This is a genomic window from Rhodococcus sp. NPDC003318, assembly GCF_042879035.1.
Lineage (GTDB): Bacteria > Actinomycetota > Actinomycetes > Mycobacteriales > Mycobacteriaceae > Rhodococcus_G.
Genome location: NZ_JBIAOU010000024.1, coordinates 18,774 through 42,754, shown reverse-complemented (window position 1 = coordinate 42,754; position 23,981 = coordinate 18,774). Strand labels below are relative to the sequence as shown.

At 69.9% G+C, this 23,981-nt stretch carries 19 protein-coding genes; 11 read left to right on the top strand and 8 right to left on the bottom strand.

The genetic code is table 11. The features are described 5' to 3' along the window. Positions 1 to 528 precede the first annotated feature (528 nt). Together ACFYVR_RS24080 and ACFYVR_RS24075 are read left to right on the top strand one after the other, a co-directional pair. Positions 529 to 1,947, top strand: coding sequence for a FadR/GntR family transcriptional regulator (locus ACFYVR_RS24080; protein WP_387477985.1), 1,419 nt, complete (start codon positions 529 to 531; stop codon positions 1,945 to 1,947). 139 nt (positions 1,948 to 2,086) lie between these two features. Further along, positions 2,087 to 3,214 carry an NDMA-dependent alcohol dehydrogenase gene (locus ACFYVR_RS24075; RefSeq protein ID WP_387477983.1) on the top strand — a complete coding sequence of 376 codons (1,128 nt, stop codon included), beginning with the start codon at positions 2,087 to 2,089 and terminating at the stop codon, positions 3,212 to 3,214. A 334-nt stretch (positions 3,215 to 3,548) separates the two neighbouring features. On the opposite strand, the gene ACFYVR_RS24070 is transcribed toward ACFYVR_RS24075, so the two are convergent. From ACFYVR_RS24070 to ACFYVR_RS24045, 6 genes are all read right to left on the bottom strand, one after another. Beyond that, positions 3,549 to 3,902, bottom strand: coding sequence for a 4Fe-4S binding protein (locus ACFYVR_RS24070; RefSeq protein WP_387477981.1), 354 nt, complete (start codon positions 3,900 to 3,902; stop codon positions 3,549 to 3,551). Further along, positions 3,899 to 5,494, bottom strand: a complete 1,596-nt coding sequence (locus tag ACFYVR_RS24065; RefSeq protein ID WP_387477979.1) for an FAD-dependent oxidoreductase — start codon at positions 5,492 to 5,494, stop codon at positions 3,899 to 3,901. The genes ACFYVR_RS24070 and ACFYVR_RS24065 overlap by 4 nt, the downstream gene beginning before the upstream one ends. Before the next feature lie 173 nt (positions 5,495 to 5,667). Continuing rightward, on the bottom strand, positions 5,668 to 5,979 hold the full coding sequence (gene mihF, locus ACFYVR_RS24060) for an integration host factor, actinobacterial type (protein ID WP_387477977.1): 312 nt from the start codon (positions 5,977 to 5,979) through the stop codon (positions 5,668 to 5,670). 109 nt (positions 5,980 to 6,088) lie between these two features. After that, on the bottom strand, positions 6,089 to 6,868 hold the full coding sequence (locus tag ACFYVR_RS24055) for an enoyl-CoA hydratase (protein WP_387477974.1): 780 nt from the start codon (positions 6,866 to 6,868) through the stop codon (positions 6,089 to 6,091). Positions 6,869 to 7,007: 139 nt separating this feature from the next. Continuing rightward, positions 7,008 to 7,853 (bottom strand): IclR family transcriptional regulator, encoded by an 846-nt coding sequence (locus ACFYVR_RS24050; protein ID WP_387477972.1) that lies wholly within the window; start codon positions 7,851 to 7,853, stop codon positions 7,008 to 7,010. Then, positions 7,850 to 9,427, bottom strand: coding sequence for a long-chain-fatty-acid--CoA ligase (locus tag ACFYVR_RS24045; protein WP_387477970.1), 1,578 nt, complete (start codon positions 9,425 to 9,427; stop codon positions 7,850 to 7,852). The genes ACFYVR_RS24050 and ACFYVR_RS24045 overlap by 4 nt, the downstream gene beginning before the upstream one ends. Before the next feature lie 187 nt (positions 9,428 to 9,614). Between ACFYVR_RS24045 and pepN the strand changes: the two genes are divergently transcribed. From pepN to ACFYVR_RS24015, 6 genes are all read left to right on the top strand, one after another. Next, on the top strand, positions 9,615 to 12,104 hold the full coding sequence (pepN, locus tag ACFYVR_RS24040; protein WP_387477968.1) for an aminopeptidase N: 2,490 nt from the start codon (positions 9,615 to 9,617) through the stop codon (positions 12,102 to 12,104). 221 nt (positions 12,105 to 12,325) lie between these two features. Continuing rightward, positions 12,326 to 13,498 carry an LLM class flavin-dependent oxidoreductase gene (locus ACFYVR_RS24035; RefSeq protein WP_387477966.1) on the top strand — a complete coding sequence of 391 codons (1,173 nt, stop codon included), beginning with the start codon at positions 12,326 to 12,328 and terminating at the stop codon, positions 13,496 to 13,498. After that, a complete protein-coding gene (locus ACFYVR_RS24030) occupies positions 13,495 to 14,709 on the top strand; it encodes an SfnB family sulfur acquisition oxidoreductase (protein WP_387477964.1) in 1,215 nt (404 codons plus the stop codon). Before ACFYVR_RS24035 ends, ACFYVR_RS24030 begins: the two co-directional genes overlap by 4 nt. Positions 14,710 to 14,836: 127 nt before the next feature. Beyond that, positions 14,837 to 16,063, top strand: a complete 1,227-nt coding sequence (locus ACFYVR_RS24025) for an acyl-CoA dehydrogenase family protein (protein WP_387477962.1) — start codon at positions 14,837 to 14,839, stop codon at positions 16,061 to 16,063. Then, positions 16,060 to 17,481, top strand: coding sequence for an LLM class flavin-dependent oxidoreductase (locus tag ACFYVR_RS24020; RefSeq protein WP_387477959.1), 1,422 nt, complete (start codon positions 16,060 to 16,062; stop codon positions 17,479 to 17,481). Before ACFYVR_RS24025 ends, ACFYVR_RS24020 begins: the two co-directional genes overlap by 4 nt. A gap of 32 nt (positions 17,482 to 17,513) precedes the next feature. Then, positions 17,514 to 18,863 carry a styrene monooxygenase/indole monooxygenase family protein gene (locus tag ACFYVR_RS24015; protein ID WP_387477956.1) on the top strand — a complete coding sequence of 450 codons (1,350 nt, stop codon included), beginning with the start codon at positions 17,514 to 17,516 and terminating at the stop codon, positions 18,861 to 18,863. Positions 18,864 to 18,947: 84 nt separating this feature from the next. On the opposite strand, the gene ACFYVR_RS24010 is transcribed toward ACFYVR_RS24015, so the two are convergent. Together ACFYVR_RS24010 and ACFYVR_RS24005 are read right to left on the bottom strand one after the other, a co-directional pair. Further along, positions 18,948 to 19,886, bottom strand: coding sequence for a 3-carboxyethylcatechol 2,3-dioxygenase (locus tag ACFYVR_RS24010; RefSeq protein WP_387477953.1), 939 nt, complete (start codon positions 19,884 to 19,886; stop codon positions 18,948 to 18,950). A gap of 11 nt (positions 19,887 to 19,897) precedes the next feature. Further along, positions 19,898 to 20,881: a zinc-binding dehydrogenase gene (locus ACFYVR_RS24005; RefSeq protein ID WP_387477950.1), complete on the bottom strand. Its 984-nt coding sequence runs from the start codon at positions 20,879 to 20,881 to the stop codon at positions 19,898 to 19,900. Between the two features lie 344 nt (positions 20,882 to 21,225). On the opposite strand from ACFYVR_RS24005, the gene ACFYVR_RS24000 reads away from it, so the two are divergent. From ACFYVR_RS24000 to ACFYVR_RS23990, 3 genes are read left to right on the top strand one after another with little or no spacing between them, the layout of a single operon-like run. After that, complete coding sequence (locus ACFYVR_RS24000) at positions 21,226 to 22,398, top strand: SRPBCC family protein (protein WP_387478053.1); 1,173 nt, start codon at positions 21,226 to 21,228, stop codon at positions 22,396 to 22,398. After that, positions 22,395 to 22,730 (top strand): non-heme iron oxygenase ferredoxin subunit, encoded by a 336-nt coding sequence (locus tag ACFYVR_RS23995; RefSeq protein ID WP_387477947.1) that lies wholly within the window; start codon positions 22,395 to 22,397, stop codon positions 22,728 to 22,730. The genes ACFYVR_RS24000 and ACFYVR_RS23995 overlap by 4 nt, the downstream gene beginning before the upstream one ends. Next, a complete protein-coding gene (locus ACFYVR_RS23990; RefSeq protein ID WP_387477945.1) occupies positions 22,730 to 23,953 on the top strand; it encodes an NAD(P)/FAD-dependent oxidoreductase in 1,224 nt (407 codons plus the stop codon). The genes ACFYVR_RS23995 and ACFYVR_RS23990 overlap by 1 nt, the downstream gene beginning before the upstream one ends. Positions 23,954 to 23,981: the final 28 nt, after the last annotated feature.

Sequence of the window (23,981 nt, the reverse complement as noted above, 5' to 3'; positions counted from 1 at the left end):
GTTCGGGCTACGGCCACGACGTGAGGACGATTCGGTGACACCGCTACCGAACTCGATCGACAACCTGTCGCCGAGATCTGTATCACACCGTTGCGGGCTCAGCGTAAGACACGTCGACCGGCTTTCCGCACTGTCCGTTCCGTTTGATGGAACCGGGCATGGACAATCCGAAACCGCCGCAAGGCAATCGGCGGGGATATGCCGACCGGATATGGTTGAGCCCAGGTTTCACGTGGACAGTGCACGGTTGAGTGTCACGTCGGGGAGGTGGTCTGCCATGACAGCAGTCGACGATCCGGGGAATCGGCGGGCCGGTCTGATTCGAAGGCGACGTCCCTCCAGAGCAGGTGTCGGAGAAGTACCGCTTGGACCGAGCGTTCATGCCTCGACGACGTCTGGCTCGCACTCGACGGCGCGTGGTGGGGCCGTCGGTTCTCGGCCCTCCGAAGTGACCGCTGTCGGCCCCGCATTGCGCGCGATATCGTGAGCGCTCTTGCTCGGACCGAGTAGAACAGGAGTTCCTGGCAGATGCATATTCAGGAGGTGAGCGCACCGGCTGCACCTGCAACCGAGAAGCTCGCCGTCCAAGTTGCCCGACGTATCGAACGCGAGATCATCGAACGACGGTGGCCGGTCGGCGAGGTCCTCGGCTCCGAAACGGCGCTGCGTGAGCAGTTCGGGGTGTCCCGGTCGACCCTCCGCGAAGCGATCCGGGTTCTGGAGCATTCCCGTGTGGTCCACATGCGGCAGGGCCCGGGCGGGGGTCTTGTCGTCGGTACCCCGGATCCGACACCGGCCATTCGCGGGCTCGTCATCTATCTGGAATACGCCGGGGCGACTGTGGAGCAGGTTGCCAACGCCCGTTTCGTGATCGAACGGATGGCGATGGAGGCCGTTTCGGACTCGTTGACCGAAAGCGGGCTCCGCGAGCTCAGGTCGATTGCAGACGGTGAAGGCGGCGTTCTCCCCGAGGACTTCCACCTCGCGCTGGGTCGTCTCTCCGGGAACCCGGTGCTCGAGCTGTACACGAACATTCTGGTCAGTTTGACGAAAACGTACACAGAACGCGTACGAGGAATTGCGAACACGGAGGAGGAAGGCAGCGCCGCCGCCCGGCAACACCTGGCAATTGCGGAAGCCATAATCGCAGGCGTCGGCGGTCGAGCAGAGAACGAGCTCCGGGACCACCTCGACAGAAGTGCCACCTGGTTGAGTCGCTTCGTCCACCCGGTTCCCGGTGAGAGCACCGCGGTCGGGCCGATGGAACCGGGCCCGGACGAATGGCCACGGGAAAGGAAGCTGGCCGGTCCCGTCGCAGGCCGCATCCGTGACGACATCTTCAGGGAAGGCAGAAGCGTCGGCGAAGTGCTCGGGTCGGAATCGTATTTCGTGTCGCGCTATGGGGTGAGCCGCTCAGTGTTCCGCGAATCGGTTCGCATCCTCGAGCACTACAGCGTGGCTCGGATGCGCCCGGGCCCGGGAGGTGGCCTCGTCGTTCTCGAGCCCGACCCTACGTCCAGCATCCGGACGGCCGCCCTCTGCCTGGACTTCCGCGGAGTGACGCTCGAGCACCTCCGCTCGGTGCGCGACGAGATCGAATTGAGTTGTCTCACAGCTGCAATGCGGTTCGGTGCGCTCGACGAGGCGGAACTCCGGACGGATCGGCACAGGGAAGAATCGGAGTCCAGCCGCTACAGCACTCACCTCCGCGACCGGGTCGCCACCCTGAGCGGCGACCCGGTGTTGACGATGTTCCGATCCATCCTGGCCGTCCTCTGGGACGAGTACGGCAGTGGGGCTCGACCTGTCGATCCCTCACACGAGACGGAACCGGCGCGTGCGGACCACGCGGAACTCGATGCCATCGTCGAGGCCATGGTCGACGGCGACGAGGGCCTCGCCCGATTCCGGATGCGACGGCATCTCCGATCAAACCCCGGTTGGTGACGCGGACCGACCCCCGCTGACCGTCTGCCCGCCATCACGGCCGCGACTGCACAGGCTTGATCCCCAATGTTCGGACACCAGTCCGAAGGGGTGTCTAGGCTGGTTGTGCCGACTGTGGACGACGAGAGCAGGTGTGCAGATGAAGACCAAGGGCGCGTTGATCTGGGAATTCAATCAGCCATGGTCGATCGAGGAGATCGAGATCGGCGATCCGCACAAGGACGAGGTCAAGGTCCAGATGGAAGCGTCGGGAATGTGCCATTCCGACCACCACCTGGTCACGGGCGGCATCCCGATGGCCGGCTTCCCCGTGCTCGGAGGACACGAGGGAGCGGGCATCGTCACCGAGGTCGGACCGGGCGTCGAGGACATCGCCCCCGGCGACCACGTCGTGATGTCGTTCATCCCCTCGTGCGGCAAGTGTCCGTCCTGTCAGGCCGGGCTGCGCAATCTCTGCGACCTCGGCGCGTACCTGCTCGGTGGCGCGTCGGTGAGCGACGGTTCGTTCCGGGTCCAGGCCAGGGGGCAGAACGTCTACCCGATGACACTGCTCGGCACCTTCTCGCCGTACCTGGTCGTCCACAAGAGTTCCGTGGTGAAGATCGACCCGTCGATCCCGTTCGAGGTCGCGTGCCTGGTGGGCTGCGGCGTCACCACCGGCTACGGCTCGGCCACCCACACCGCACAGGTCAAGCCCGGCGAGGATGTCGCGGTCATCGGTCTCGGCGGCGTGGGCTTCTCGGCACTGCAGGGCGTGGTCAACTCCGGAGCCCGCTACATCTTCGCCGTCGACCCGGTCGAGTGGAAACGCGAGCAGGCATTGAAGTTCGGTGCCACCCACGCCTTCTCCTCGGTCGAGGAGGCGACCGCCGCGGTAGCCGAGATCACCGCGGGCGGCATGGCCCGGAAGACTATCGTCACCGTCGGTGAGGTGCACGGCGAGGAGGTAGACGCGTGGATGGGCATCACGTCCAAGGCGGGCACGGTGGTGCTGACCGCGATGGGCAGCCTCCTCGACAACAAGGTGACGCTCAACCTGTCCATGCTGACGCTGCTGCAGAAGAACCTGCAGGGGACCATCTTCGGCGGCGCCAACCCGCACTACGACATCCCGCAGCTGCTGTCGCTGTACAAGCTCGGCAAGCTCAACCTCGACGACATGGTCACCCGGCAGTACCGGCTCGAGCAGGTCAACGAGGGCTACCGGGACATGTTGGAGGGACGCAACATTCGGGGCATCATTCGCTACACCGACGCCGACCGCTGACCCGCCGCCTGCCGGGGTGCCGGGCTGGCGGCAGTGCCCGGCGGCCCGGCGCGACCCGTGGGTTCGAATCTCGGCGAATCCAATGGGAGCGTTTCGGCCGCACTTGTGACAGTCTGTGACAGAAGCCTTCGGGAGGTCCGGCATCGACACGCGTGTCGCCCGACCGCAGGGTTGATCGACCGGCTCCCGAACACCGGGGTGGTGCGGAGCCGGCTGCGAGACACGGGGTCCGGCGTCCGAGGGGGACGCCGGGCCCCGTGTGATGCGCTTCGCGCAGTGGTGCACTTTCGGACCCCGGGACGTCCGTAAGTGCACCACTGGGCGGAGCCCAGCATCAGGCGCGCAGCACCTCGTCGGACAGGCGCGGCGGCAGGTCGCCGTGGGGGATTCGCGGGCCGACCGCCACGGCTGCGCCCGGTGCGCGTCCCCGGCCCCACCCGAGGTCCGCGCGGTAGCGGCCGATCTGGTCGACCGCGATGGCGTGGCCGGCGTCCAGCGGCGTGGACAGCGGATGCACGTAGAGGGCGTCGGTCGGGCAGTACGCCTCGCACATGAAGCAGGTCTGGCAGTCGGACTGCCGGGCGATCACCGGAACACCGGTCTCGGTGCGGTCGAACACGTTGGTGGGGCACGCGTCGACGCACTTGTCGCAGCCGATGCAGGCGTCCGCGAGGACCTTCTCGATCACGACGCGACCTGCAATCGCGCCGAGCGCAGCGGTGCCGGTCGCGTCCACACCTCGTCGAGTCCACCGGTGAGGACGTGGTGGTGCTGTGCCGGATCGAGATCCGGGTGGTCGGCCCGTTTGCTCATGCCGCGACTCTCGGTGCGGGCCAGCGTCGAGTGGTACATCCACCGTCCGACGGCGGTGATCGCGGCGGCCTGACGGGACCGGATCCTCTGTTCGCCGCTCTGTCCGCCGAGTCCGGATCCCACTGCGGTCCAGAGTGATTCGAGTTCGTCGAGCGCAGCACGGACCCGTGGTCCGTCGCGGAGGAAGTTCTTCTCGTACGGGATCAGTTCGTCCTGCGCGGCCGCCACCACGGCGGCCGCGTCCAGCGTCCGGGAACCGGTGGGCCGCAGGCCCGCCCGACCGGCCGGACGCAGGTTGCCCGCCGGCGCCCGGCGGACCGACCGCGCGAACCGTGCCGCGCCCGTCCCCGCCCAACTGCCCGACGACATCGCCCACGCCGCGTTGTGACTGCCCCCGCCGGTGAAGCCGCCGCAGATGCGTTCGCGGGTCGCGGCGTCACCCGCGGCGAACAGGCCCGGCACGCTGGTCGCGCACGTGTCGTCGACGATGTCGATGCCGCCGGTGCCGCGCACCGTGCCCTCGGCCAGCAGGGTCACCTCGAACCGGTCGGTGAACGGGTTGATGCCGCGCCGGTCGAACTGCAGGAAGAAATTCGGCTGACCGAGCCGCATCAGCCGCTGCGTCTGCGGGTCCGCCCGGTCGAGCTGCGCGAACACCGGCTCGGACAGCAGCGTCTGCGCGATCACCGACCGGCCCCGAGCGGAACCCGCTCCCTCGAGGGTCCGGCCGTCGGCGTGGAAGAAGGTCGCGTAACCGTAGTAGGCGGTCTTCGTGACGGACGACCCGGCCGGCGCGATCGCGTAGGCGTTGGAGAACTCCATACCGGAGAAGGAGGCGCCGACCTCGGCGGCCATCAGTGCACCGTCACCGGTGTCGACGTTGGTGCCGAGGGCCCCGGCGAGCAGTGCACAGCCGCCGCTCGCGAGGACGACGGCCCCGGCGGTCACCCGGTAGTCGCGGTTCTCCTGCCGCCGGTGCCCGTCCGCGCCGCGCACCCGGCCGTCGGCGTCGACGAGCAGCTCCAACGCCGGCGAGTGGTCGAGGATGCGGACGCCGGCCCGCCGGATCCACGTGCGCATCCGGCGCATGTACTCCGGGCCCTGGAGACCGGTGCGGATCTGGCCGCCCGTGTCGGGATCGACGGGGAACGGATACCGGCCCTCGTCGCCGAGGAGGTTCATGTTCTCGTACGTCTGGTCGAGTACCCGGTCCATCCACCGGTGGTCGGCGAGGTACCCGCCGAGCGCTTCGCGGTCGGCCTTGGCCCGATCCCGCGCATCCCGGTCGGGCGCGACGTACCAGACGCCGGTCCCCGACGGTGCGGTGGCGCCGCTCGTGCCGCAGTATCCCTTGTCGACGAGGACGACGTCGGCGCCGGCCTGCGCGGCCCGCAGCGCCGCCCACGTCCCGGCCGGGCCACCCCCGATGACGAGAACGTCGGTGTTCAGTTCTTCCCGTGCACTCATGCGGCACCCTCCTGTCGACGGACCTCGGTCATCGGTAGAGATTGCCGTAGTCCGCGCGGGAGCGCGCCGGTTGCAATCAGCGTGAATCGAGCGTGCGCAGCGTCGACCGAGTGCCACGGACACGCGTGAGCCCGGCATCGGCGGGCGATGCCGGGCTCACGGCGCGGAGTCGATCAGGCGAGCTTGGCGATCAGGTCGGCGCGCTGGCGGGCGCCGAGACCGGAGACGCGGCGCGTCTCGGCGATCCCGACCGACTCCGCGAGCTCACGGGCCTTGACCTTGCCGACCTTCGGCAGTGACTCGAGCAGGTAGAGCACCTTTGTCTTGCCGACGAGCTCGTCGGTGTCCGCCTTGTCGAGGACCTCGACGAAGGTGACCTTGCCGGACTTGAGGTTCTCCCGCAGCTCCGAGCGGGCCTTGCGGGACGCAGCGGCCTTCTCGAGGGCAGCCGCGCGCTGTTCGGGGGTCAGGGTGGGCAGTGCCATTGGTGAGAGCCTCTCTCTCCGTTTTCAGGGCCAGGACCCCAGGCTAGAACCGTGCGAGTCGGGAACGGCGGTACCCGCGCCCCCGCGTGTCGTCACCTGGACGCGCGTGTCACTTTCCCAGCCACACCGGGGTCCGCTTCTCGAGGAACGCGCTCATGCCCTCCTGGGCATCGCAGGTGACGGCGTTGGTCGCCATCGTCCCGGCCATCGCGGCGTAGGCCTCGTCCTGCGGCAGGTCGATCTGACGGTAGAACGCCTGCTTGCCGATCTGGAGGGTCAGCGGGCTCGCGCTGGTGATTCGGGTGGCCAGTGCCCGGACCTGCGCATCGAGGTCGGCGGGGGCGACGACCACGTTGACCAGGCCCCAGTCGGCGGCGGTGTGGGCGTCGATGGTGTCGCCGGTCAGCAGCATCTGCATGGCGCGCTTGCGTCCCACTGCCCGGCTCAGCGCGACCATCGGCGTCGAGCAGAACAGACCGATCCGGACGCCGGGAGTGCCGAACACCGCCGAATCGGCCGCCACGACGAGGTCGCACGACGCCGCGAGTTGGCAGCCCGCCGCGATCGCCGGACCCTGGACGGCGGCGATCACCGGCTGCGGGATCTGCTGCACGGCATCCATCATCTCGACGCACACGTCGAAGATCGCCTGCTCCTCCTCGAGGGTGCGGTCGACCATCTCGGACAGGTCGTGGCCCGCGGAGAACACCGGCCCGTCCGCGGCGATCACGACCGCCCGCACCGAGCTGTCGCCGCCGAACATCCGCAACGCCGCCGTCACCAGCCGCATGGTGCTGCTGGACAACGGGTTCCGCTGTTGCGGTCGGTTGAGGGTGATGGTGCCGACGCCCGACCGGGCGTCGACGTCGGTCCGGACGGCATCGTCCATGGTGCACCTCTTCCAGTCGTCTCCGGTTCGATGCTATGACGGTTTCCCGGGCGCGACCTCCCCCGAACGGGGGGCCATCTTCCGGGGGTGGCGTTCTTCGACGACACCGAGGGCGCGCGCTGACAGCGCGCGGTTCCGCCTACGGTCCCGGCCCGTGGTCCGGGAGAATCCCGGACTCCTCCCATCGGGTCGATCCCAGCGCAGAGGAGATCCCGGCGACGCACCGGAACAGCGGGTCTCGGATCGGCGGGGCGCTGAGCGCCTGCTCGTCAGCGGCCCCGGTGAGGACCCCGACGGCACCGACTACGCCGCTGCGGTGGTCGAAGACCGGTGCCGCGATACCGCTGAGGAGCATCCGGCCCGTCATGCGGGGGACCTCGGCCCGCTCCGAGACGTCGTAGAACCGCGTACGGATCGTGTCGAGCCGTGCACGCAGCGTGGCGAGATCGGTGATCGGGTCGGGACCGACGTCCTCCAACCGGGCGGGCAGCATGCGCCCGAGGAGCCGCTGCGGCGAGAAGGCCGAGAGCACCCGCCCGCTCGCCGAGGCATGCCACGGGAAGACCACACCGAGCGACAGGCGCAGGGAGATCGGTCCGTCCGCGCCGAGGGAGATCACCACGGTCCCGCCGCCCTCACCGGGCACCGCGAAGTAGACGGACTCGTCCAGTTCGTCGCGCAGATCCACCATCCGCGAGTGCGCGACGTCGGTGAGGTCGAGGCCCTCGGCTGCGTGCTGACCGAGCCGGGCCAGGCGTCCACCGAGGACGAATCCGCGATCGGCCCCCCCGTCCACGAAACCGAGCGCCTGGAGGCTGTTGAGGTGACGCCACACCCGTGGTGGGGTCATCCCGAGGGCGCGCGCGATCTCGGCGGCCGACCGTCGCCCGCCCGCATCGGCCAGGTGGTCCAGGATCTCACCGGCCACCGCGAGGGCCTGGATCTCGACGGTGGACGACCCGGAACTCCGCGCGGGCACGGTCACCCGACCGGCAGTTCCCGGACCCGGTCCCGCAGCGGCGCCTTGAGGACCTTGCCGGATGCGTTGCGCGGCAACACGTCGACCACCAGGACCTGGGTGGGCTTCTTGTACGACGCGAGCCGGGCGCTGGTGAACTCGATCAGCTCCTGCGGCTCCGGTGCGTCGCCGTCGTCGTGCGGGACGACGACCGCGATCGGGGTTTCACCCCACTTCGGGTGCGGCGCACCGACCACGGCGACCTCCCGCACCTTCGGGTGGTCCGCGATGACGGCCTCGACCTCGGCGCAGTAGATGTTCTCCCCGCCGGAGATGATCATGTCCTTGAGCCGGTCGACGACGAAGTAGAAGCCGTCCTCGTCGACGCGGACGAGGTCACCCGAGTGGAACCAGCCGCCGTCGAACGCGTTTCGCGTCGCCTCCGGGTTGTCCCAGTAGCCGATCATCGTCTGCGGACCGCGGTACACGATCTCGCCGACGGCGCCTCGGGGGACGTCGTTCATCTCCGCGTCCACCACCCGCACGTCGACCAGTGGAACGGGCTTGCCGATCGAGCCGATCTTGTCGATCGCGTCCTCACCGGGCAGCACCGTGGTCACGGGTGACATCTCCGTCTGTCCGAAGGTGCACACGTTCGGCACCCCCGGGAAGGCCTCGGCCATGGCGCGCAGGACCGCGGGTGTCGCGGGCGCCGCGCCCCAGGAGATGCTGCGCAGGCTCAGCTTTCGGTTGGCGACGGTCGGGCTGGCGGCGACGATCTGCCACTGCGCCGGGACGAGGAAGGCGGTGGTGACGCGTTCGGATTCGATCAGGTCGAGGAACGCCTCCGGGTCGAACGCGCCCGTCGGGGTGATGACGGACGTGTAGCCGAGGACGAGGTTGGGCACGAGCGCGCCGACCGCCGCGATGTGGAACATCGGGGAGGTGATCGCCCCGACCTCGTCGTCGCCGAGCAGGCGGAAGGCGCGGACCAGGGTGATGGTCTGGGCGAGCAGGTTCTGGTACGAGAGCATCGCGCCCTTCGGGCGCCCGGTCGTCCCGGAGGTGTACATGATCATCGCGCAGGCGGCCAGATCGGTCGGGCCCGTGGCCGCGTGCGGCTCTGTGGAGGTGAGGACGTTCTCGTACAGCTCCGCTCCGGGGCCCGCGGGGGTGGCGTCGTCGCCGACGACCAGGCAGGACTGCAGTGTCGTGCCGTCCACCCGCAGTTCGGCGACGAGCGGCGCCAGGACCTCCTCCACGATCACCGCACGCGATCCGGAGTTCTCGGCGAGGAAAGCGACCTCACCTGCGGCGAGACGGAAGTTGACCGGAACGGCGATCGCACCCAGGCGGTTCACGGCGACGAGCGCCTCGACGAATTCGGGCCGGTTGGTGACGAGGATCAGCACCCGGTCGCCGGCGCCGATGCCGCCCCGCTCGAGCACCGTCGCCAGACGGCGGCTGCGGTCGTCGAGCCCACTCCACGTCGTCGTGTCACCACGGAACCGCAGTGCGGCCTCATGCGGCCGGCTGCGTGCGTGCTTGGCGACCTGCTCGACCCAGGTCAACGGGATGCTCGGAGAACCGGTGTTGCTCACGCGGCGCCTTTCGTCCTGGGCACTGTCTGTCCGCCGCAGGCTCGCACGCTGCGGAGATAACAGTGCTCGTTACTCGATAACCCACAATGTAACTTGGATCACAACCCGGGGGTAGTCCTCGCGAGAGGACATTTCCTCGGGCCGTCGAGCGGCGCATCGGGCGCGGGTGCCTGGCAGGATCGACGAGGTGAGCACCGCGAACCTGACCCGTGCCGAGACCGCCGCGCGTGCCGCGGCGGTCGCCGTCCGCTCCTATCGGGTCGACCTCGACCTGACGTCCGCCCCGGACCCGGACGTGCCCGGGTTCGGCACCACCACGACCGTGGAGTTCGACGCCACCGCCGACGTCACCTGGCTGGACTTCCTCGGCCCCCGAGTGGAATCGGTGACCGTCAACGGTGCGCCGGTCGACGTCGAGTACGACGGCGCCCGGATCGTGCTGCGCGGGCTCGTTGCCTCCAACACCGTCGTGGTCACCGCGACCGGCGCCTACAGCCGCTCGGGGGAGGGGCTGCACCGCTTCCTCGACCCCGTGGACGGGCAGACCTACCTGTACACGCAGTACGAGCCGGCCGACGCCCGCCGCGTGTTCGCGTGCTTCGAGCAGCCGAACATGAAGGCGCCGTTCACGTTCGCGGTGACGGCACCGGCCGACTGGGAGGTGCTCTCCAACCGCCCTGCCGTCACCCGCGAGGAGTCCGGTGGCGGCCGGCGCATCGAGTTCTCCCCGACGCTGCCGATCTCCACCTACATCACGGCGATCGTCGCCGGCCCCTACCATCGCGTCGAATCATCCTGGAGCCGAGACGATCTCGCCGTTCCGCTCGGAGTGCTGTGCCGGGCCTCGCTGGCGCAGTACCTCGACGCCGACACCCTCTTCGAGGTGACGCGTCAGGGCCTGGACTTCTTCGCCGAGCACTTCGACTTCCCGTATCCGTGGGGGAAGTACGACCAGGTGTTCGTACCCGAGTACAACCTCGGTGCGATGGAGAACCCGGGCTGCGTCACGTTCACCGAGGCCTACGTGTTCCGCGGCGCCGCGACCGACGCCCAGTACGAGGGCCGCGCCAACACGATCCTGCACGAGATGGCGCACATGTGGTTCGGCGACCTCGTGACCATGCAGTGGTGGGACGACCTGTGGCTCAAGGAGTCCTTCGCCGACTACATGGGAGCGCTCGCCAGCGCCGAGGCCACCCGCTGGACCGATGCGTGGGTGGCGTTCGCGAATCGCCGTAAGGCGTGGGCGTACTCGCAGGACCAGCTGCCGACGACACACCCCATCGTCGCCGACATCGTCGACCTCGAGGCCGCGAAACTCAACTTCGACGGCATCACCTACGCCAAGGGCGCCAGCGTGCTCAAGCAACTCGTCGCGCACGTCGGGCGGGACGCCTTCTTCGCCGCGTCCCGCCGCTACTTCCGGGAACACGCCTACGGCAACACCACTCTCGCGGACCTGCTGACCGAACTGTCGGCGGCGTCGGGTCGCGACCTCGAGGCCTGGGCGCGGGCGTGGCTGCAGACCACCGGGATGTCGACACTGACGCTCGAGCGGCGCGGCAAGCGGTACGAGATCGTGCAGACCGATCCGCGGCCGCACACTCTCGGGGTCGGGCTCTACGACTTCGACGACTCCGGTTCGCTGGTGCTCACTCGGCGGCTGACCGTCGACATCGCGGGTCCCCGGACGCCGGTCGAGCTGACCGAGACGCCGCTGGTGCTGCTCAACGACGGCGATCAGACGTACGCGAAGGTCCGGCTCGGTGGACTCTCCGTCCGCACGGTCGAGGCCTCGCTGGATCGGGTGACCGACCCGTTGGCCCGGGGACTGATCTGGTCGGCCCTGTGGAACGCGACGCGCGACGGCGAACTCGACCCGAACCGGTACCTCGGGATGGCCCGGCGTTTCGCACCGGCCGAGACGAACACCGCTCTGCTCGCGTCCGCCCTGACGAACGCCGCGTTCGCGATCGGGCACTACCTGAAGTCCGCGGACCGGGACCGGTGGCGGGGGGAGTGGCTCGAATCCTGCTGGGCGGCACTGTGGGACGCGGAACCGGGTTCGGGGACCCAGCTGGCGTTCGCCCGCGCGACGGCGGCCGCGGCGACCGTCGACGACCGCCGGGCCACCGAGATACGGGACATGCTCGACAGCGCCGCGTCCGCACCCGAGCGACTCCGGCTCGACCCGGACCTGCGGTGGGCCTTCTGGACCGCGCTGTCCGCCACCGGTCACGCCGACGAAACGAACCTGGAGACCGAACTGGCCCGCGACGACACCGCGTCCGGGCGCACCGCGCTGCGGCGTGCGCTGGCCGCTCGACCGGAGGGCGACGTCAAGGCCGCCGCGTGGACCGCGGCACTGACCGACGCGACGCTGACCAACGACCATCTCGACGCCACCATCGGCGGCTTCCGCGCCGGCGACCGGCGTGACCTGATCGCCGAATACGACGCCCGCTACTTCGCCGCCATCGACGGCATCTGGGAGCAGCGGAGCATCGAGATCGCCAAGCGGATCGTCGTCGGACTCTTCCCCGCCGCGAACTCGCTCGAGAAGGTCGACGCCTGGCTCGACGCGAACACCGACGCACCCGGTGCCCTGCGCCGGCTCGTCGTCGAGCAGCGCGATCACCTCGCCCGCGACCTGCGGGTGCGGGCACGTCGCTGGTGACACCCGCCCCACCCGCTGACACCCGCCCACCCCACCCGACCCCACCCGCTTCGGCTGAAGGTGGCCTTCGGCTCGTTGGTGCGAACGAATGCCACCTTCAGCCGGGGGTGGGGAAGCGCAGGTCGCGGCGTCGGACAGACGGTGCGGAGGCAGGCCAGGGTTTCGATCACGGTGAGCACAACCCTCGGGTCGCCTCGCCTCGGGCCCTAACGTGCGGGGACATGTCACTTGCGTTCCACTGGTTCCTGCCCACCTACGGCGACAGCCGCCTCATCGTCGGCGGGGGCCACGGCACTCCCGCCGGCGCGGCGGGTGGAGACCGCAGAGCCGGCATCGGTTACCTGTCGTCGATCGCGCGAGCCGCGGAGGAGTTCGGGTTCACCGGCGCGCTCACCCCGACCGGGGCCTGGTGCGAGGACGCGTTCCTGACCACCGCCATGGTCGCGCGTGAGTCCGAGCGGCTCGCGTTCCTCGTCGCATTCCGGCCGGGACTGATCAGTCCCACCCTGGCCGCGCAGATGGCGGCGACGTTCTCCCTGCACGCGCCCGGCCGGATCCTTCTCAACGTCGTCACCGGCGGCGAGGCGCACGAGCAGCGGGCCTACGGCGACCACCTCGGCAAGGACGACCGGTACGCGCGCGCCGACGAGTTCCTGTCCATCGTCCGCCGACTGTGGGCCGGCGAGACCGTCACCCACAACGGGACGCACATCCACGTCGAGGACGCGGCGCTGGCGACGCTGCCCAACCCGGTGCCGCCGCTGTACTTCGGCGGGTCGTCCGCCGCGGCGGGCCCGGTCGCGGCCGAGCACTCCGACGTGTACCTCACCTGGGGCGAGCCCCCGGCCGCCGTCGCGGAGAAGATCGCCTGGATCCGCGACCTCGCCGCCGCCCGCGGCCGCACCGTCCGGTTCGGTATCCGGCTGCACGTCATCACCCGCGACACCTCCGAGGAGGCGTGGGCGCAGGCCGACAAGCTCGTCGCCGCGCTCGGTCCCGAGACCGTCGCGTCCGCTCAGGCGGGACTCGCCCGCAGCGAGTCGGAGGGCCAGAAGCGCATGCTCGCCCTGCACGAGGGCAACCGGAACAGCGGCGACTGGCGCGACGCCCGCAACCTCGAGGTCGCACCCAACCTGTGGACCGGTGTCGGGCTGGTGCGCGGCGGAGCCGGCACCGCCCTCGTCGGCAGCCACACCGAGGTCGCCGACCGGATCGCCGAGTACGCGGCGCTCGGCATCGACGAATTCGTCCTCTCCGGCTACCCGCACCTCGAGGAGCTGTACTGGTTCGGCGAGGGCGTGCTGCCGATCCTGAGCAAGCGGGGCCTGTTCGCCGGGGGTGTCGACGTGGCCGGAACCGGCAACGTGCCGTTCCTGGCCGCGGGCGCACGGTGACCGCCGTCCCGGTCGCGACCCGGATCGCGACCGCCGAGGACGCGCTGCGCGTCGCCGCCGAACTCGCGGCAGGGTTCGCGGTCGACGCCGGCCGGCGGGACGCCGAACGCGGGTTGCCGCACGAGCAGGTCCGGCAGCTCGCCGCGTCCGGGTTGCTGGCGGTGACGGTGCCTGCCGAGTACGGCGGCGCCGACGTCCCGTTCGAGACGGTCGCGGAGATCTTCCGGCTGCTCGCGGAGGCGGACCCGAGCATCGGCCAGATCCCTCAGTCCCACTTCACCTTTCTCGAGGCGCTGAGGACGCAGGCCGATCCCGGCCAGCAGCGGTTCTTCTACGACAAGGTGCTCGACGGGATGCTGCTGGCGAACGCGCAGAGCGAACGCGGCCCGCACCCGATCAACGTCGACACCACCGTGCTGACCCGCGAGGGCGCCGACTACCGGCTCACCGGCCGCAAGTTCTACAGCACCGGAGCCCTGTTCGCCGACTGGATCCTGGTGCGTGCCAGCCTCTTCGAAGGACCCGGGGAACCCGACGCCACCACCGGGAAGGCGATCGCATTCGTTCCCCGCGACGCCGACGGCGTCACCGTCGTCGACGACTGGGACGGGATGGGGCAACGCACCACCGCCAGTGGCACCGTCACCCTCGAACACGTCGCCGTGCCCGCGTCGTCGGTGGTGCCGTACTCGGCCATCTTTGCCGGGCCCACCACCTACGGTGCCCAGGCGCAGCTCGTGCACGCCGCGATCGACGTCGGCATCGCGACCGGGGCGCTGCGCGAGGGCGTCGTGCAGGCCGGCAAGGCGCGCCCCCACTTCGAGGCGAATGTCGAACGGACGGTGGACGACCCGCTCCTGGTGCAGGTCGCCGGCGAGGCGACGGTGACGGTTCGGGCCGCGCAGGCACTGCTGTCCGTCGCGGCGCGGTCCGTCGACGCCGCCCGCGCCGACCCGACCGCTGAATCGACCGCGGCCGCGTCGATCGACGTCGCGACCGCGAAGGTCGCCGCGGCACGCGCGGCGGTCGAGGCCGCGAACGTGCTGTTCGAACTCGGCGGCACCCGCAGCGCGTCGGGAGCCGCGAACCTGTCCCGGTACTGGCGCGATGCACGCACCCACACCCTGCACGACGCGACGCGCTGGAAGCTGCAGCACATCGGCCGATGGACCCTCAGCGGCACCCACCCGCCCCGACACGGCGTGCTCTGAGGTTCCGTGACGAGAGCGCGGTACGGCGCTCTCGTCACCGGTTCCGTTCTCGGCGATCGTAATTGGTGCCTTCCTCCGCCCCGCCCGGCATCGTGGAATCCATCCCCGGTGACGAAGGAGCAGGTACGTGAGCAGTGCAACGATCGACAGCGCAGTGAGCGAAGGGACGACGACCAGCGAACTTCGCGAGCAGTTCGAACCCATCTTCGCGCGCATCGCGGAGGGTGCGGTGGAGCGGGAGCGGGACCGCCGGTTGCCCTTCGACGAATCCGGGTGGCTCCGGGACGCGCGCTTCGGTGCGCTGCGGGTGCCGGTCGGCAACGGCGGCTTCGGCGCCACCGTCCGGCAGCTGTTCGACCTCCTGATCGACCTGGCCGCCGCGGAATCGAATCTGCCGCAGGCGCTTCGGGTGCACTGGAGCTTCGTCGAGGATCAGCGCCTGGCCGGCGACGACCGCGCCCGTCGCTGGCTCGAGGCCGCCGCCACCGGCACCCTGGTCGGCAACGCGATCACCGAGCCGGGCGTCGGATCCGCCGACCGGTACCGCACCGCCCTGACCCGGCGCGGGGACGACTGGATCCTCAACGGAGTCAAGTACTACAGCACCGGCAGCCTGTACGCGGACCACATCCTCGTCGCCGCCGACCGCGACGGCGAGCGGATCTCCGTCCTCGTCGACGGAAACCAGGACGGCGTCACGCAGTCCGACGACTGGGACGGCTTCGGTCAGCGGCTGACGGCGTCCGGCACCACCACGTTCACCGACGTCGTCGTTCCGGAGGACCGGATCCTCGGTCCCGGATACGGCGAACCCGGGCGCACGTACGCGACGTCGTACCTCCAGCTGGTGCAGCTCGCGGTACTGGCAGGCATCGCCGCGCGCGCCGAGTCGGACACCATCGACTGGGTGCGCGGCCGTACCCGTACCTTCACCCACGCCGCGGCCGACCTGCCGCGTCACGATCCGCTGGTGCAGCAGGTGATCGGCCGGCTCGCGTCCGCCGCGTACGGCGCCCGCGCCGCGGTCCTCGCCGTCGCGGACGAGCTCGACACCCTCCTCGACGCGGGTGGCCAGGATCCGGAACTGCTCGACCGCGCCGAGGCCGCGGCCGCGAAGGCGCAGTCCGTGGTCATCGGGCTGGTGCTCGACTCCACGTCCGAACTGTTCGAGGTCGGAGGCGCCTCCATCAGCGCATCGGGCCTGGGACTGGACCGGCACTGGCGCAACGCCCGTGTCATCTCCGCGCACAACCCGCTGATCTACAAGCAGCAGGCGGTTGGCGCGCACCTGCTCAACGGGGACGCGCTGCCGTACGCCTGGAACGCCGGACGCCGGCCGGGAGTGCAGGCGTGAGCGAGGTTGTGCGGCAGATCCGCTTCAACGCGTTCGACATGAACTGCGTTGCGCACCAGTCGCCGGGACTGTGGCGCCACCCGCAGGACCAGTCGCACCGCTACACCGACCTGCGGTACTGGACCGAGCTGGCCCAGCTGCTCGAGCGGGGCCTGTTCGACGGTCTGTTCATCGCCGACGTCCTCGGCACCTACGACGTGTACGGCGGCACCGACGAGGCCGCGCTGCGGCAGGGGGCCCAGATCCCGGTCGCGGACCCCCTGCTGCTGGTCTCCGCGATGGCCGCTGCCACCGAGCACCTCGGATTCGGCATCACCACCGGCACCGGATTCGAACATCCCTACCCGTTTGCCCGCCGGCTCTCGACGCTCGACCACCTCACCCGCGGCCGCATCGGCTGGAACGTCGTCACCGGGTACCTGCCCTCGGCGGCACGGAATTTCGGTGCCGACGACCAGCTCGGCCACGACGACCGCTACGACCACGCCGACGAGTACCTCGAGGTGCTCTACAAGCTGTGGGAGGGCTCGTGGGAGGAGGACGCGGTCGTCCGCGACGCCGAGGCCGGGGTGTACGTCGACCCGGAGAAGGTGCACCACATCGGGCACCGCGGAAAACATTTCACCGTTCCCGGGATCCACCTGTCGGAGCCGTCTCCGCAGCGGTCGCCGGTGATCTACCAGGCCGGGGCGTCGCCGCGGGGCGTGCGGTTCGCAGCGGAGAACGCGGAGGCGATCTTCATCGGCGGACCCTCCAAGCGGGTCCTGAAGGACACCGTCGCGCGGATCCGGCAGTCCCTCGTCGACGCGGGCCGCGACCCGTACTCGGCGCGCATCTACGCGCTGTCGACGATCATCACCGACGCCACCGACGAGGCCGCCGCCGCGAAGCACGAGGAGTACAAGCGGTACGCGAGTGTCGAAGGGGCACTGGTCTTCACGTCGGGATGGATGGGCATCGACCTGTCCCGCTACGACCTGGACGAGCCGATCGGCAACGTCGAGTCCAACGCCATCCAGTCCGCGGTCGCGGCCTTCCAGGAGGCCGACGACGACGGCCGGGAGTGGAAGGTCCGCGACATCGCCGAGTGGGCGGGCATCGGTGGCCTCGGCCCGCGGTTCGTCGGCTCCGGGGAGACCGTCGCGAGCGCCCTGCAGGAATGGGTGGACGAGACCGACGTGGACGGTTTCAACCTCGCGTACGCCGTCACGCCCGGATCCTTCGAGGACGTCGTCACCCACGTCGTGCCCGCGTTGCAGGCACGCGGTGCCTACCCGACCGGATACCGGGACGGAACGTTGCGCCACAAGCTGTTCGGCCAGGGCGACAGGCTGCCGGAGGACCACCGAGCGGCGAAGTACCGGCTCGGTGGCGAACTGTCCACCGTCACCGGACGATTCAACGCATACGTCGGCTGAGCCGGCTCACACACTGCACCAGGAGAACTCACATGGCACGCACAGCAGCAATCGTGGGGGCGGGGCTGGCGGGTACGACCGCCGCCCTCGGCCTCCGGAACATCGGATTCGACGTCACCCTGTACAGCGACCGCGACCGCGACTCGCTGCGCAACGACGTCCCCGCGACGGGGACCGCCGTGTACTTCGGAAAGTCGCAGGAGTCGGACTCGCAGATCATCGAGGACCTCTACGCCGACGGTCCGTACTCGACGGGAATGAGTGCCCGGCTGCACACCGGCGTCGGCGACACCTACGGTGAGGTTCTCGAATTCGATCCCGACTTCCGGTACATCGCAAAGGGTGTGGATGTCCGGCTGCGCGCCGACGACCGACTGGGACGCTTCCTCGACGGGGGCGGACGTTTCGAGGTCCGCGCGATCGACGTCGACGGGCTCGACGCGATCGCCGCCGAACACGACCTGACCCTCGTCGCCACCGGCAAGGGTGGGTTGTCGGGCCTGTTCCCGGTCGACGACGAGCGGACCGTCTACACCGAGCCGCAGCGACACCTGCTGATGGTGACGCTGCAGGGACTCGACCAGGGTCCCGAAACCTGGGGATACCGTGGTGGCGGCACTCACAACCAGTTCAACCTGCACACCGATTTCGGTGAGGCGTGGTTCGGTCCGTACCTGCACAAGGACGCCGGTCAGTCGTGGAGCTTCCTCGGGTTCGCGAAGCCGGGGTCGCCGTGGGTGGAGCGGTTCGCGTCCGTCACCGACGCGCACACCGCCCGGCAGGTGGTGGTCGACCTGTACCGCGACTACTTCCCGAAGGACGCCGCCGAGGTCGAGCAGCTCCAGGTGATCGAGGCCGATCCCCATTCGTGGCTGCGCGGTGCGGTCACCCCGACGGTACGCCGCGCGGTCGGTCGCACCCCCGGCGGGCATGTCGTCGCCGCCATCGGGGACACCGCGATCTCGTTCGACCCGATCGCCGGCCAGGGCGCCCAGAACACCGTCGTCCAGATCGCCGCACTCGTCGCGGCGGCCCGGGACCACGACGGCGAGTTCACGCAGGAGTGGCTGACCGAGCAGTTCGAGAAGCACTGGCACACCCGCGGACACGCGGCCGCCGAGGTCACTCGCCTGTTCCTCGGCGACGCGAAGTACGCCGAGTCCGCCGACCTGTTCTTTCCCGCAGCGACGGTGAGCGAGCCGGTGGCGGCGGCGCTGTTCCGGTTCCTGTCCGAACCCGACGCCCTCGTCGCCCTGCAGGGCAAGGACGACGTCCTCGCCTACATCGCGGAGGCGGCCGGCGAACCGGCCGAGGACCTGCTGGCGCGCTTCGCCCCGAGCGAGGGGTTCGCCTCCTCCCCGCGGGCCCGCGTCCCCGCCTGACGGCCAGGGCAGTTCACGAGGGCCTTTCGCCCGGTCCGACCGGGCGAAAGGTCTCTCACCGCGACGGCGAGCACGCCGTAGAGCTCACCGAGGAATCGCGGTCGTCACCGAGAAGCCGGCGATCCACTCCGGAACGGGTTCGTAGAAGCGGGAACTCATGGTGTACGCACCGGTCGCGGCGAGGGAGGCGTAGGCGGCGATCCAGGTCCGCACCTCGTGCGAGGAGCCGCCGCCCTCGGCGCCCATCCACTCGACGGTCCAGGCGTCGATGTCGGTGAGGGTGCCGCGCTCGAAGGTGTCGAGGACGAGGTTGTCCCAGTTGGGGTTGATCGGGATCATCGTGGTCGAACCGGCGGCGTAGTCGCGTCCCGCCTGGATCACCCGCTCCTCACCCTTCGCGCGCTGTTCCGGGGTGGGCGGGTGGCCTTCGATGAGGGCGTCGGCCACCCGCGGCGGTGCGCCGTCGAGGGTGGGGACCGGCGGGTCGTGGGAGAGGCCGCCGGAGGCGAGGAACAGCACCCGCTTGTCCAGTGCGGCAGCGGCTTCGCCGACGGCGGTGCCGAGCGCGCGGATCCGGCTGACCGGGCCGAGCGGGGTGGCGACACCGTTGACGAAGACCGGCACCACCGGCACCCGGTCGATGCCGCCGAACAGCACCTCGAGGGGCTGGACGAATCCGTGGTCGACGACCATGCGCGCGGAGACGGTCAGGTCCACACCGCGGTCGAGGACACCCTGGGCGAGCGCCTTCGCGGCGGCGGCGTCGACGGACAGCGGTCCGGCCTGGGAGCCGAAGTCGCCGACGGCGTGGGCCTCGGTGGCGAGGCAGAACGGAGGCATCTCCTTGTAGAAGAAGCCGTTGTAGTGGTCCGGTGCGTACAGGACGACGAGTTCGGGATCGAAGTCGCGGACGAATGCGCGAGCCCCCGCGACGGCGGCGTCGATCCGGGCGAGAACCTCCGGGGCCGGGTCGTTCTTGCCGATCAGGGGTGAATGAGAGAGCCCCACGAGGGCGGCGGGCATGGGCGGATTCCTCACTGCTGCTCCGGATTCGGATGGACGACGAGTTTGCCGGTGAGCGTGCCGTCGATCATCAGCTGGAAGGCCTTGTGGATCTCGGCGAGCGGCAGGGTGCGGTCGATGACCGGGCGCAGGCCGGTGGCGTCCATCATCTTGAGCATCGCGACCAGCTCGCTGCGGGTGCAGCCGGTCGATCCCAGGATTCGCTGCTGCAGGTAGAAGATCCGGTTGAGGTCTGCGGGAGGGTTGGCGCCGCTGGTGGCGCCGGCGATGACGATGGTGCCACCGGGCCGCAGGCACTTCATCGAGTGCGCCCACGTCGCTTCCCCGACGGTCTCGATGACGACGTCGACACGTTCGGGGAGCCGTTCGCCGGTACCGACGGCGGCGCGGGCACCCCAGGAGACGGCCTCGGCTCGTTTGGCTTCACTGCGGCTGGTCGCGTAGACCACGGCACCGGCCGCGGCGGCGAGCTTGATCGCGGCGGACGCGACGCCACCGCCCGCGCCCTGCACGAGAACGCGGTCACCCGCGGTGATCCTGGCCTGGGTGAACAGCATTCGGTAGGCGGTGGTCCACGCGACGGGAAGGCAGGCGGCCTCGTCGAAGGTCAACCAGTCCGGCTTCGGGATCAGGTTGCGAGTGGGCACGGTGAGGTATTCGGCGAAGGCGCCGTTGTGCTGTTCGGACAGCAGTGCCCGGTTCGGGTCGAGGGTTTCGTCGCCCATTCCGGCGTCGGCGTCGGCGATCACCGGGTAGACGATCACCGCGTTGCCGTGCTCGTCGTAGCCGGCGGCGTCGCAGCCGAGGATGATCGGCAGCCGTTCGGGCGGGTGCCCCACGCCGCGGAGCGTCCACAGGTCGTGCATGTTCAGCGACGACGCGACGACTCGGACGACGGACCAGCCGGGCCGGGCTTCGGGTTCGGGGACGTCTCCGAGGACGAGGCCGGACAGCGGGTCGGTTGCGCTCTGGGAGACTGCGGTTGCGGCGAGCATGGCGACGATGTTTCCTCCGCCGCGGTGACCGACCCAGTGCGTGTGCCGTAGTACGGAACGCCGCGCCTGGATGTGCCGTAGTACGGAACGGCTCCTGGAACGGCCCGGATCGATCGGCTTGTCTGATCGGCATGACTTCCACCATCCGACCTGGCGCCGGGGCGTGCGGCGGTGCCTGCGAACTCCCGCGCGGGGCCGCGACATCGGCGCCGCGCGGCGCGTTGCGGCGCCCGGCCGCGATGACCCGGAACATCGACGTGTCCGGGCTCGTCGACGCCGACGGCGGCCTGCTCGACCGCGCCATCTTCACCGACGAGCAGCTGTACCAGCAGGAGATGCGACGCATCTTCGCGCCCAGCTGGCTGTTCCTCGCGCACACCGACCAGTTCCACAAGCCGGGCGACTTCTTCACCACCTACATGGGTGAGGACCCGGTCATCGTGACGATGGACAAGAGCCGGAGGATCCGGGCGTTCCTCAACTCCTGCCGGCACCGCGGGGCGCGGGTGTGTCGCGCCGATTTCGGCGCCACCCGCAACTTCACGTGCACCTACCACGGATGGGCGTACGACCTCGAGGGCAAGCTGATCAGCGTCCCCAACAAGGACGGGTACCCCGAGTCGTTCGACGCGAAGCACTGGGGTCTGGTCGAGGTCCCGCACGTCGAGACCTGTCACGGCCTGATTTTCGGTACCTGGAATCCGGAGCCGGTGTCCCTGCGGGAATCGCTCGGCGACATGGCCTGGTACATGGACGCCATGCTCGACCACGACGACGAGGGCACGGTTGTCGTCGGCGGGGTGCACAAGTGGGTGCTCGAAGGGAACTGGAAGCTCTCGGCGGAGCAGTTCGCCACCGACTGGTACCACGTCAACATGAGCCACGCGTCGGCGCTGATGGTGCTGTCCCCGACCGGCAAGGCCCCCAAGGACGAGATCGTGCACCGCACCGGCAGACAGTACGTCGACCCCAACGGCCACGGCGCCGGGTTCCCGGTGCACCCGAAGAACCGCTTCGACGCCCGCACGGTGCACGACTGGACGGACTACGACGCGCTGCGCGAGCGTCTCGGTGACGCCCGGGTGGAGGGCCCGCTCACCAACGGCCATGCGACCGTGTTCCCGAACTTCTCGTACCTGCCGGTCAACGGCTCCATCCGGATCTGGCATCCCAAGGGGCCGGACAAGATGGAGGTCTGGGCCTGGACCATCGTCGACAAGTCGATGCCGGAGGAGGTGCGGGAGGCGCAGCGCCTGTACAACCTGCGCACCTTCGGGCCCAGCGGCATCTTCGAGCAGGACGACGGAGAGAACTGGAGTGAGGTGCAGGCCATCTCGCACGGGTTCATCACCAACGGTGTGGCCCTGAACTACCAGATGGGGATGGGATCCGAGCGTGAGGACGGCCGGCATCCCGGCACCACCAGCGAGCTCTACAGCGACGCCGCGGGGCGCGCCTTCTACGCCCGCTGGCGCGATCTGATGAACACCCCCGCCTGGCACGAGGAGAAGCCATGACCACAGGTATTCGCGTCGCCGCCCTCGACGACATCCCGGAAGGGGAGGGCATCGCGATCGACAAGGCGGTGACGGGAACTGCCGACAACATCGCACTGCTCCGCGACGACGACGGCAGCGTGTGGGCCCTCGACGACACCTGCACCCACGCCGACGCCTCCCTCGCGGACGGGTGGGTCGAGGACGGGCACGTGGAGTGCCCCCTGCATTCGAGCAAGTTCTGCCTGAAAACCGGTGCCGTCGACGGACTGCCCGCCACCAAGGACGCCTGCCCGCACCGGGTCGAGGTCCGCGACGGCGAGGTCTTCCTCTTCCCGAATGAGGCGCCCTGATGGCCGCCGGGGTCGACCGGATCGTCGTCGTCGGCGGTGGCATCGCGGGCGTGAGCACGGTCGGGGCCCTGCGCGCGGGCGGCTTCACCGGTGACCTGACCCTCGTCGACGCCGGGGAGTTTCCCTACGATCGGCCGCCGCTGTCGAAGGACTACCTGGCCGGCGCGAAGGACCTCAAGCAGATCGCGCTGCAGCCCGCGGAGTGGTACGACGACAACACGATTCGTCTGCGCACCCTCACCAGGGCGGCCGCGTTGCGGGCCGGCGAGGGCGGGGTCGAACTGGCCGACGGGACGGTGCTGCCCGCGGACCGGGTGGTGCTCGCGACCGGCGGGCACGCCGCCCGTCCGCCGATCCCCGGCGCCGACAGCCCTCGGGTGCACGTGCTGCGCTCGAGCGTCGACGCCGACCGGCTCCGTGAGGCACTGGTGCCGGGCGCCCGCGTCCTCGTCGTCGGCGCGGGCCTGATCGGTGCCGAGGTCGCTTCCACGGCAGTCGATCTCGGATGCGAGGTCGTGCTGGTCGATCCCGTCGCGGTGCCGATCGCTGCCGCTGTCGGACACGACGTCGCGGCCTGGCTGCACGGTCTGCACACCGGCCGCGGCATCACCACGATCACGGCCGGAGTCGAGTCCTTCACCGACACCGGTGCGGGGATCGACGCCGTCATCGGCGGCGAGGCCGAGCCCCGAACGTTCGACGCGGTGATCCTCGGTGTGGGCATGGTTCCCGAGACGACACTCGCCGAGTCGGCTGGGCTCGTCGTCGACAGGGGGATCGTCGTCGATCCCGGGCAGGTCACCTCCAATCCCGCGGTCCTCGCCGTGGGAGATCCGACCCGGATCCGCGTCGGGGACGTGCTCCGGCCCCGCGCCGAGCACTGGGACGCCGCCCAGTACGACGGCCGCCGCGCCGCGGCCACCATGCTCGGTGCGCCCGCACCGGAGTCGAGTGCGCCGTGGTTCTGGACCGATCGCCATCACCGCCACGTCGAGGGCGTGGGCCGCATGGCCGATGCCGACACCACGGTCGTCCGAGGTGAACTGGGCGCGGGTTCGTTCTCCGCGTTCGGTCTGCGGAACGGGACGGTCGTCGGGGCCGTCGCGGTCGACGACTCGAACGCCGTCCGAGCGGCACGCAGGATGATCGACCGCTCCCTCGTCGTCGACCCGCAGCGGCTGGCCGACACCGCCACCGACCTCCGAAAGTTGCTGCGCGGCTGAGCTGACCGACGCCGGCAGCCAGTCCGTA

Excerpts from the sequence above, each read along its gene's own strand:
- ACFYVR_RS24080 (WP_387477985.1), top strand. The coding sequence starts at position 529 with ATGCATATTCAGGAGGTGAGCGCACCGGCTGCACCTGCAACCGAGAAG.
- ACFYVR_RS24075 (WP_387477983.1), top strand. The coding sequence starts at position 2,087 with ATGAAGACCAAGGGCGCGTTGATCTGGGAATTCAATCAGCCATGGTCG.
- ACFYVR_RS24065 (WP_387477979.1), bottom strand. The coding sequence starts at position 5,494 with ATGAGTGCACGGGAAGAACTGAACACCGACGTTCTCGTCATCGGGGGT.
- mihF (WP_387477977.1), bottom strand. The coding sequence starts at position 5,979 with ATGGCACTGCCCACCCTGACCCCCGAACAGCGCGCGGCTGCCCTCGAG.
- ACFYVR_RS24055 (WP_387477974.1), bottom strand. The coding sequence starts at position 6,868 with ATGGACGATGCCGTCCGGACCGACGTCGACGCCCGGTCGGGCGTCGGC.
- ACFYVR_RS24035 (WP_387477966.1), top strand. The coding sequence starts at position 12,326 with ATGTCACTTGCGTTCCACTGGTTCCTGCCCACCTACGGCGACAGCCGC.
- ACFYVR_RS24015 (WP_387477956.1), top strand. The coding sequence starts at position 17,514 with ATGGCACGCACAGCAGCAATCGTGGGGGCGGGGCTGGCGGGTACGACC.
- ACFYVR_RS24010 (WP_387477953.1), bottom strand. The coding sequence starts at position 19,886 with ATGCCCGCCGCCCTCGTGGGGCTCTCTCATTCACCCCTGATCGGCAAG.
- ACFYVR_RS24005 (WP_387477950.1), bottom strand. The coding sequence starts at position 20,881 with ATGCTCGCCGCAACCGCAGTCTCCCAGAGCGCAACCGACCCGCTGTCC.
- ACFYVR_RS23995 (WP_387477947.1), top strand. The coding sequence starts at position 22,395 with ATGACCACAGGTATTCGCGTCGCCGCCCTCGACGACATCCCGGAAGGG.
- ACFYVR_RS23990 (WP_387477945.1), top strand. The coding sequence starts at position 22,730 with ATGGCCGCCGGGGTCGACCGGATCGTCGTCGTCGGCGGTGGCATCGCG.